The 6,000-nt window shown below is 51.5% G+C and carries 7 protein-coding genes; 3 read left to right on the top strand and 4 right to left on the bottom strand.

The genetic code is table 11. The features are described 5' to 3' along the window. On the bottom strand, positions 1 to 95 hold a 95-nt coding region (locus BUB55_RS06915; protein WP_139258098.1), incomplete at its 3' end, for a GTP-binding protein. Positions 96 to 802: 707 nt separating this feature from the next. Here BUB55_RS06915 and BUB55_RS06910 point away from each other — a divergent pair. Both BUB55_RS06910 and BUB55_RS06905 read left to right on the top strand, forming a co-directional pair. After that, a complete protein-coding gene (locus BUB55_RS06910) occupies positions 803 to 2,236 on the top strand; it encodes a hypothetical protein (protein WP_073189408.1) in 1,434 nt (477 codons plus the stop codon). Between the two features lie 115 nt (positions 2,237 to 2,351). After that, positions 2,352 to 3,368 carry a GDSL-type esterase/lipase family protein gene (locus BUB55_RS06905; protein ID WP_073189406.1) on the top strand — a complete coding sequence of 339 codons (1,017 nt, stop codon included), beginning with the start codon at positions 2,352 to 2,354 and terminating at the stop codon, positions 3,366 to 3,368. On the opposite strand, the gene BUB55_RS14195 is transcribed toward BUB55_RS06905, so the two are convergent. Next, a complete protein-coding gene (locus BUB55_RS14195; RefSeq protein ID WP_159431939.1) occupies positions 3,363 to 3,518 on the bottom strand; it encodes a hypothetical protein in 156 nt (51 codons plus the stop codon). The genes BUB55_RS06905 and BUB55_RS14195 overlap by 6 nt on opposite strands. 86 nt (positions 3,519 to 3,604) lie before the next feature. Here BUB55_RS14195 and BUB55_RS06900 point away from each other — a divergent pair, with 86 nt between their 5' ends. Then, complete coding sequence (locus tag BUB55_RS06900; RefSeq protein ID WP_073189404.1) at positions 3,605 to 4,081, top strand: low molecular weight protein-tyrosine-phosphatase; 477 nt, start codon at positions 3,605 to 3,607, stop codon at positions 4,079 to 4,081. On the opposite strand, the gene BUB55_RS06895 is transcribed toward BUB55_RS06900, so the two are convergent. Then, positions 4,065 to 4,973 (bottom strand): hypothetical protein, encoded by a 909-nt coding sequence (locus BUB55_RS06895; protein WP_073189402.1) that lies wholly within the window; start codon positions 4,971 to 4,973, stop codon positions 4,065 to 4,067. The two genes, BUB55_RS06900 and BUB55_RS06895, sit on opposite strands and share 17 nt — an antisense overlap. Positions 4,974 to 4,987: 14 nt before the next feature. Continuing rightward, a complete protein-coding gene (locus BUB55_RS06890; protein ID WP_073189424.1) occupies positions 4,988 to 5,830 on the bottom strand; it encodes a TIGR02147 family protein in 843 nt (280 codons plus the stop codon). Positions 5,831 to 6,000 lie beyond the last annotated feature (170 nt).

The raw sequence follows: 6,000 nt of genomic DNA, 5'->3' as shown, positions 1-6,000 counted from the left end.
ATAGCGGCGGTGAGGGTGGTTTTACCGTGGTCAACGTGGCCGATGGTGCCAATGTTGCAGTGCGGCTTGCTTCTGTCAAAATGTTCTTTTGCCATTTTATTCCTCTTCTTCAGCAGAAGGTTTATCGCTTCAAGTCAAGGAACCATACGGGTTCCCGTTATATCGAAGAGCATAGGAAGCGGTACTCCTCGAAATTGAGCCACAAATTTAGTAAACGCATAATTATTTGCAAGCGTTTTTCTTTGAAATTTTTGAAAAAACGGGAAAAATGCCTTTTATCCACACACCCGGCGGACCTAAAGGAGAGCATTTTATATAACCGAGCCTCCAAAAAAGTCAATTGCCCTTTTTTGCTCAAAATCAAGGCTTTGACATTTTTGCGACAAACAAAACGCCAACTTATCAACAATTATTCAACGAGGGCGAAAGCCCTGCAATTAACCAAACCAAGGCAGCTAACAAATTTTGTAAAATGTTTTTTACAGAATAAGAATTTACAATTCTTTACATTCTACTGGTCTGCAAACTTTTGACTTGTAAAGGATTAAAGAGTTCTTTTTTTCCTGTAAAAATTCATGACGTCCACCGGGCGACCTCAAAAAAAAAATTTTGGCAGAATTTTTGCTAAACAAGCTGGGAACTTTTTTCTTCACAACTTATCAACAATCGGTTTTCGGACGGTTCAGTGTGTCCGGGAACACATTTTGAACAGAAATCGCCATGTTAACCACATTTTACAAGAAAAAACCGAGACATCTATTTATCTTAAGGGTGTGTTTAGGGTGATTACGAGGAAACGATAATGAAAAGATTTTTTTCAAAGCCCTTCTTGCTAGCTGGCGCAGCCATTTTAGCCTGGAACTGCTCCGACAGCAGCTCCCCTTCGACCGATGAAGAAGCCTTGCCGCCAATTGTTTGCAGTGACGCCTGGGTGATTCAGGCTGGTAATACTTCGTATGTAATTTACCCGGACATGGTCGTCACGGACGCCCAAGGAACAACCATTGGGCAACTGGTCCTTAACGATGACCAGGTCTCCCACTCCATTAAGGACGCCGAAGGCAAGACCATCGTGGAATCCATCGACCTTTCGGCCATCCCGGTCACCGTCGCCAACTGGCCTACATATAAAGTTCGTGGCGAAGCTTGGCACGCCTACGACTTGACCGGCGATTATATCATTTATTCGACCGGGGACGTGTACGATGGGTTTGACAATCTCATTGGCACCGCCGATTTTACCGATCCGAGCGCTACAGTCATATATATCAATAACGTTCCCGTCACTACAGTCAACTTGACCACCGCCCACATTTTTAACAAGGGCGACAAATGTACCGAAGGCGTGGCCACGGGCCCCGAATCAAGCAGTTCTGTACCGACCTCCAGCGTGGGCGGCGACCCTGGCGATCAATCTTCGAGTAGCGACGGTGACACTTCATCCAATTCCACCCCCAAGAGCAGCAGCTCCGCAAAGTCCTCCAGCTCCGTTGTCAAGAGCAGCAGCAGCGTAGGCGGCTCCTGCCCCACCATCAAAACCAAGAGCGGCGGCAGAACAGGTAGCGGCTGGGCAACCCGCTACTGGGACTGCTGCAAGCCTCACTGCTCCTGGCCCGAACATGCGGGCGGCAACTACTCCAGGCAGTGCACCAACAAGGGCAAGAGCCAGAACAGCAACTGGAGTGACGGCAGTATCTGCAGCGGCGGTTCCCAGATGACCTGCACAAGCCAGATCCCGTTCAATGTCAGCGGTTGCGACGAAATGGGCTTCGCCTTCGCGGCAGTGCCCGCGGCAGACGGCGGTTCGTGCGGCAAGTGCTACCAGCTGACCTTCACCGGCAAGGGCAAGTACGGCGACAACATCAATATTAGCTCCATCAAAGGCAAGAAACTTATCATTATGGTCACAAACATCGGCCACGACGTGGAACAAGGCCAGTTCGACATCATGATCCCGGGCGGCGGCGTGGGCGCCTTCAACGGCTGCGCCTCCATGGGCTGGGGCGGCCAGGGCGAACAGTACGGAGGCCTCCTCTCTGACTGCGAAAGGGAATCCGACTACAAGGCCTCGGCAACCCAGACCTGCCTCAAGAACAAGTGCAACAGCGTGTTCAGCAACGACGCCGAAGCCAAGAAGGGCTGCCTCTTCCTCGCCGAATGGATGCACGCGGCAGGGAACCCGTTGCACAACTACGTCGAAGTGGAATGCCCGCAGGTGCTCAAGGACAAGTACTAACCTAAACCGCGGGGCAAAAAATGCCCCCTGTTTCAAGACGCCCCGCACCCCGGGGCGTTTTTTGTTTACATCCATTGAAGTTTTTTTAGTTATCTTTAAAGCAGGAGTGTATTACATGGGATTTAAAAATTTTTGGATTTCGGGCATGGCTGCCCTAGGTGTACTTTTCGCCACCACTGCCACATGCGCCGCCACCAACGTGGCCTGCGTGGGCAACAGCATTACCGAGGGTTACGGGCTCAACGGGGCCACGACTTACCCCCAGCACCTGCAAGAACTTTTAGGGAGCGACTACAGGGTCACGAACTTTGGCGTTTCGAGCATGACGTTCTCCAAGAAGGGGAACCAAAGCTACTGGAATACGAACAAGTTCATAGGCGCCCTGGAAAGCGTCCCGAACATCGTAGTGATCGAACTCGGCACCAACGACAGCAAGTTCCTCATGACGCACTACCCTGACAAGGGAATCTACAACTACAATTACGATGCGGGCGTCACGCTCGCAAGCCTCGCCGAGGACTATGCGGAACTGCTCTCCACATTCAAAAGGCTGGACCCGGTCCCGGAACTGTACGCCACGCTGCAGCCCTACTCCAACAACCTGGAATGGTTCATCACCGACTCCGCCATAGTAAACCAGGTTAACCCGCTTATTAAAAAAGTCGCCCTCGAAAGCGGGGTCAACATCATTGACCTGCATTCGCAATTCAATACACCCTCGTGGTTTTTGGCCGACAGCGTGCACCCCAACGCCACGGGCGCGGGCGAACTCGCCAAAATCATCCAGAAATACATCACGCTTTCAAAACCCGCCATAAAGCAAAACGGGACTTCCCTCGAAGTCTCTGCAACGGCGACCGAATGCCACTGGTACAAAGACAGCTCCCTCATGGAAGGTGCCACAGGTTGCAAGCTTGATATAAAGGAAAAAGGGACCTACAAGGCGCTGGTCAAGGTAGACGATTCCGACTCGTGGATGGCGACCAGCAACTTTGAAGTCAAAGACATCGGGACCACGAGCGGCGAGGAGGACGAAACCCCGCCCGCAAAGATTCTCCAGGCCAAAAAACGCAGGGGCCTGCAAGCCGAGGGCGACGTGAAATACTTCGACCTCAAGGGCCGTAGACTATAGCCGCGCCACCTCGTAAAGGTAGACGGCGCACGCCAAAATGCCAAACACCACGTTGCCAAAGGCAATGGAGGGTGCAAAGAAGATAACTGCCATCGGCACGAGCAACAATATTTTGAGAATAACGTCGGTGAAGTTTTCTACATTGAGCATAACAGACCTCTCTTTTTTCTATAAAGATAGGTTTATTTAATGTCATATTTTGACATTAGGCAAAAACTTGAAAACTGGCGGACAGCGTGATTAAAATCCTTTTTGTATGCCACGGCAACATTTGCCGAAGCCCCATGGCCGAGTTCGTTATGAAACGCTTGGTGCAAGAGGAACTGCCGGCATCGCAAGCCACCGATTTTGAAATTGCGAGCGCCGCGACCAGCACCGAAGAGATTGGGAATCCGGTCTACCCGCCCGCCAAGCGCATGCTGAACGCCCACGGCATTGACTGCAGCGGCAAAACCGCGCGACAAATGACGCAAGCCGACTTTGAACATTACGACTACATTGTTTTGATGGACAAAAACAACCTGCGCAACTTGCGCTGGATATTGCCGGCAAACGTCATCGACAGCCCAAAAATCAGCCTATTGATGGATTACACAAGCCACCCGCGAGATGTCGCGGACCCCTGGTACACCGGAGACTTCCATGCTACCTGGAATGATGTCACCGAAGGGTGCCGCGGTCTCTTGAGAGAGATTCTCAGTTCGCGTTATTGACCTTGCGACCGACAGAATATATTTTGAACGCGCCCTTGGCGCCACTCTCGCCACACACCTCGAACCGCACGGCGCCAACGCTTTGCAACACCTGACCCGCAGTAACAGAGGCGCTATCGGTAACAAGCGCAAATTCCGATGGCTTGTAGCAACCCTGACGACGTCTCGAAACTTTAGAAAGCTTTGTCATCAGCGATGCCTCGCCATATTGAGAGCTAAATTCTGGAGCCGCGTCCAAATACAGGTCGACATCGAGGGAATCCGCCAAATACGACACGCAAATTTCATCCCAGTCCAACATATCGACAGACAAAGAGTCAGCCTCACCATTCCACACGTAGAAAGACACCCCTACGCAAGGCGTTATGGAATCGGCATAAAGTGTATAATCGACCCGGATGAGTTCCTCCAGACCATTAACGTCGAAAATCAAAACCGAGGAACCGCCTTGATCGTGATCATCGTATGAACCCCAGGCGACATCAGGAATAATCAAGTTATATATGCCGACCTCGGCAGGATTCCCGACAACAGCACCTATGGGCTCTTCCGGATTGAAGGGGGTAGGATCCGCAGTGGAAAACGCCACCACCACATAAACAAGAGTCTGGCTGGAGCTGGATTTTGCAGACATGCTGGAGCTGGACATGGGAGCGCCCGTGAAACTCGACATCGCGACTGCCGAAGAAGAATAACTGCCTGCAACAGAAGATGACATCATCACAGAATTGGATGACGTATTCCCTTCAAGACCGTCCTCGGGCGGAGTGTTCGCGGTGACGCCGCTCGCCTCCTCGGTGACGCCACCCGCCACCTTATCGGAGGAACAGGCGGCAAGGTACACGACCAGCGCCATTACCAAAAAACCTGCTAGAACCCTTAACCTATTCATACTCTTTTTGCCCCCTAATGTGCACCATCTCCACCACCGTGAATCTCGTTTGTCAACGGGAAGAACTGCATGTTCAAACGGTAAACGCGATCCGTTTTGTCGGTCTCGGTCACTATCGCCATAATACGTTGGCGGCAATCAGCCAACTCCTTGAGGATTCGCGCATACGACTCGTTGGCCACCCCCATGGTGAGCCCCGTAAACTGCCTCTCGCGAACTGGCAAGTCCTCGAGGGCGTCCATGGCGAACCCGCCCATTTGCCGGTGCATTTTGCGAACCGCCAGCGGGACAAAATCAGCCGTGCCCGACGAAATAGACTTGTCGGTTTGCGTGTAATTCCCATTTTCGTCTTTGTTCAAAAATCCTGCATGCACCAAAAAGTGGAGCGCCTCCGATACCTGGGCCGCCGTGATACCGTGCGAACACACACGGGCGATTTCCAACGGCTTTGCCCCGGGCATGGCAGGGGCCAGCTCGCGCAAAACAGGGTTTTCCCAGGAATCAAAATACTTAAATTCGTCGGCCCCCAGGACCTTTACTTTGTGCGTAGAAGCAATCAAAAGCATTTGGTCGGCGGCCGCCTTTTGCGCATCCTCGTCCTTGGCGTAATTGAACGCCACCATGGCCCTAAAATACTCCGCCTCGAAAGCCGAAAGCGACATCGCCTTGATGACGCGATCCACCGCATCGGCGCTCAAATTCTTTTTGCCATCACAGACCAGCTTCAAGTACACCGGCGAACCGAACCCGGCCTGGGCCGCAAAGGCACGCCAGGTAAAAGCGCCCCGCCTTTTGCGGTCGTGGTAGTAATCCAGAATATACTGGCGGTGGTCTTTGTATTCGACAATTGGACTCATGGGCATAAATATATGTTTATTTGTTTCAAAACGGAGCGCTCTCGGGATACAAAACAACAAAATAAAGTGTAAACACGTGAATTATTCAAATAATCAAAAAAAATGTTCACAAAACGGGATACACAAACAGTAGCCTTTTACATATTAATGTTCAAGCGCCCAAAAAAAAT

This window comes from Fibrobacter sp. UWP2, assembly GCF_900141705.1.
In the GTDB taxonomy this organism is placed as follows: domain Bacteria; phylum Fibrobacterota; class Fibrobacteria; order Fibrobacterales; family Fibrobacteraceae; genus Fibrobacter.
The sequence above is the reverse complement of the archived record's forward strand: the minus strand, read 5'-3'. Positions and strand labels throughout refer to the sequence as shown.